General features: G+C 72.4%; 1 pseudogene. It reads right to left on the bottom strand.

The window, feature by feature from the left end:
• Positions 1-3671: pseudogene (locus FB455_RS33975) on the bottom strand (type I polyketide synthase); the annotation flags it as partial.
• Positions 3672-3887: the final 216 nt, after the last annotated feature.

Raw genomic sequence — 3887 nt, forward strand, 5'->3', positions numbered from 1 at the left:
CGCACCAACCGCCGCACAAACACACCCGACGACCGCAACGCCACCTGATCCTCAACCCCCGACGACAACACCCCACACAACCGACCCCACACACCCCCACCCAACACACCCGGCAAATCCACCAAACCACCCCACCGCAACGGCACCTCCAAACCCACCACCCGACCCAAACCCCACACCGCAGAACCCGCGACATCCGCCAGCTCGTCCGAGCCGCCGACCGACACCGCCCCGCGCGTCAGCCACCACAACCGGCCCGACCCACCGACGTCGGTCAGCGCCTGCACCACGGCCAGCGCCGTCGACACCTCGGCGGCGGCCGGAACCGGGGACGCCTCCCGCGGCTCGGCCAGCGACAGCAGGGACACCACGTGGGCGTCCCGGGCGTCTGAGCTCATCGCCTCCAGCAGGAGCCGCGCCACCCGGTCGCGGTCGGCGCCGGCCGGGACCAGCACCGGGACCGCCCGGTCGGCCCGGGCAGCCAGCGCCGCGGCCACCGGGTGGTCCTCCTGCCCGGGCGCCATCAGCAGCAGCCAGGTTCCCGCCAACGTCGCGGAGTCCGGCACGGCGGCCGTACGCCACGTCGCCCGGTACCGCCAGGAGTCGACGACCGCCCGCTGCTGCGTCGCCCGCCGCCACCGGGCGAGTTTGGGCAGCAGCGCCGTGGACGGCTCGTCCGCGCCCACGGCGAGATCCTCGTCCAGCACGCCGAGGTCCCCGGACTCGACCGCCGCCCAGAACTGCTCGTCGGACGGGGCGTCGGCCCGCTCCGGAGCCGAGCCGGGCTGGGGGTCCTCCAGCCAGTAGCGCTGCCGGTCGAAGGCGTAGGTGGGCAGTTCCACCGCGCGCGGCCGGGTGCCGGTCTGGCCGAGGTACGCCGCCCAGTCGACGGCCACGCCGGCGGCCCAGAGCTGCCCCGCGGCACTGGTGAGGGTGGTGACGTCGGGCTGGCTGCGGCGCAGCGTGGCGACGTACCGCACGTCGTCGGCCGTGTCCGCCTCGGCGGCCATGGCGGTGAGGACCGCGTCCGGGCCGATCTCCAGGAAGGTGTCCACCCCCTGTGCCCGCAACGCCGCCACACCGTCGGCGAAGCGCACCGGCTGCCGCACGTGCCGCACCCAGTAGCCGGGCTCGGTGATCTCTGCGGCGTCCGCGACCGCGCCGGTCACGTTCGACACGATCGGGATCCTCGGCGACCGCCAGTCGAGCCCCGCCACCACCGACGCGAACTCCTCCAGCATCGGCTCCATCAACCGCGAGTGGAACGCGTGACTGACCGAGAGTTCCTTGACCCGCCAACCCCGCTCACGACAGGCCGCCACCACCGAGGCCACCTCGCCGACGGCACCCGACACCACCACCGACTCCGGACCGTTCACCGCCGCGACGTCCACCGCCGCGCCGGTCACGCCGATCAGCTCGGCGACAGCCTCCTCCGACGCGCCGACCGCCGCCATCACCCCACCGCTGGGCAGGGCCTGCATCAACCGACCCCGCGCCGCCACCAGGGTGCACGCATCCGCCAGGGACAACACCCCGGACACGTACGCGGCCGTCACCTCACCGATCGAGTGACCCGCCAGGTAGTCCGCCCGCACACCCCACGACGACAGCAACTCCCACAACGCCACCTCGACCGCGAACAACCCCGCCTGCGCGAACACGGTCTGATCCAACAGAGCCGCAGTCTCCGAACCCGGCTCGGCGAACACCACCTCGCGCAACGCACGCGGCAGGCGCGGATCGATCTCCGCGCACACCTCGTCGAACGACGCCGCGAACACCGGGAACGTCTCGTACAGCTCCCGGCCCATGCCCACGCGCTGCGAACCCTGACCCGTGAACAACACCGCCCGACGACCCGCCGACACCACACCCGCAGACCGGCCCTCGGCCACCGCCAACAGACCCGCCGCCAGCTCGTCCACGTCCGAGCCCCACACCACCGCGCGATGCTCCAACGCGGCACGGGTCGTCGCCAACGACCACGACACGTCCACCGGCGACAGGCCACGATCGCGCACGAACGACGCCAACCGCGCCGCCTGACCCGACAGACCCCGCTCCGAACGACCCGACACCACCCACGGCACCGGCACCCCGACCGGTGCGACGGGCGCGACCGGTGCCGGGGCGGCCTCGGGCTGCTCGATGATCACGTGCGCGTTCGTGCCCGAGATACCGAACGACGACACACCCGCCCGCCGGGGACGCCCAACGCCCGGCCACTCACGCGAGGCCGTCACCAACTCCACCGCACCCGACGACCAGTCCACATGCGACGACGGCGCATCCACGTGCAAAGACGCCGGCACCATCCCATGCCGCATCGCCAAAATCATCTTGATGATGCCTGCCACCCCGGCGGCGGCCTGCGTGTGACCGATGTTCGACTTCACCGATCCCAGCAACAACGGCACATCCCGACCCTGCCCGTACGTCGCCAGCAACGCCTGCGCCTCGATCGGATCACCCAACGTCGTACCCGTACCGTGCGCCTCCACCACATCCACATCAGCCGCCGACAAACCCGCAAACGCCAGAGCCTGCCGGATCACCCGCTGCTGCGACGGACCATTCGGCGCCGTCAAACCATTCGACGCACCATCCTGATTCACCGCCGAACCCCGCACCACCGCAAGGACCCGACGCCCGTCACGCCGCGCGTCCGACAGCCGCTGAACCAGCAGCACGCCGACGCCCTCGGACCAGCCCGTGCCGTCCGCGGCATCCGAGAACGACTTGCAGCGGCCGTCGGCGGACAGGCCGCCCTGGATCGAGAACTCGGCGAACGTGCCCGGTGAGGCCATCACGGTGACGCCGCCGGCCAGGGCGAGGTCGCACTCGCCGGACCGCAGCGCCTGCGCCGCCAGGTGCAACGCCACCAGCGACGACGAACACGCCGTGTCCACAGTCACCGCCGGACCCTCGAAACCGAACGAGTACGCCACCCGACCCGACAACACGCTTGTCGCGTTGCCGGTGAGCAGGTGGCCGCCGACCTCCTGGGCCCGACCGACCGACCCGCTGGCGTACCCCTGGAAGCTGGCCCCGGCGAAGACGCCGACCGCGCCGCCCCGCAGGGTGGTCGGGTCGATTCCCGCCGACTCGACGGCCTCCCACGAGGTCTCCAGCAGCAGCCGCTGCTGCGGGTCCATGGCGAGGGCCTCCCGCGGCGAGATGCCGAAGAACTCGGCGTCGAACTCGCCGGCGTCGTAGACGAAGCCGCCCCTGCGGGCGAAGGACGTGTCGGACAGGCCGCTGCTGAGGAAGCTGTCCCAGCCCCGGTCGAGGGGGAACTCGGAGATGCCGTCGCGTCCCGTGGCGAGCAGTTGCCACAGTTCTTCCGGGGACGCGACGCCACCCGGGAGGCGGCAGCCCATGCCGACGATCACGATCGGGTCGTCGTCGACGGTGGCGACCCTGCGGTCGGCCGGCGCGTCGCCCGATGCTCCGAGCACGGTCTCCCGGATGAAGGCGACCAGGGCGGCCGGCGTCGGGTGGTCGAAGACGAGGGTGGAGGGCAACGCGAGGCCCGTCTCGGCGGTCAGCCGGTTGCGCAGCTCGACGGCGGTGAGCGAGTCGAAGCCGAGACGCTGGAACGCCCGGTCCGGCCGCACCGCCTCCACGGTGGCGTGGCCGAGCACCGTGGCGACCTGGGAGCGTACGAGGTCCAGGAGGGACGCCTCGACCTCCGGCGGCGTCAGGGCCGCGAGCCGCTCGCGCAGTGCGGAGGCCCGGTCGGTGGGGCCGGTCTCGGCTCGGGACGCCGCCTCGATCGCCGCCTGTGCCTCGGGGATGTCGGTGAACAGACGCGACGGACGCAACGCCGTGAACGACGGCACAAACCGATCCCACCGCACATCCGCCACCACCACCTGCCCCTC

It is taken from the genome of Micromonospora sp. CNZ296, from assembly GCF_007827635.1.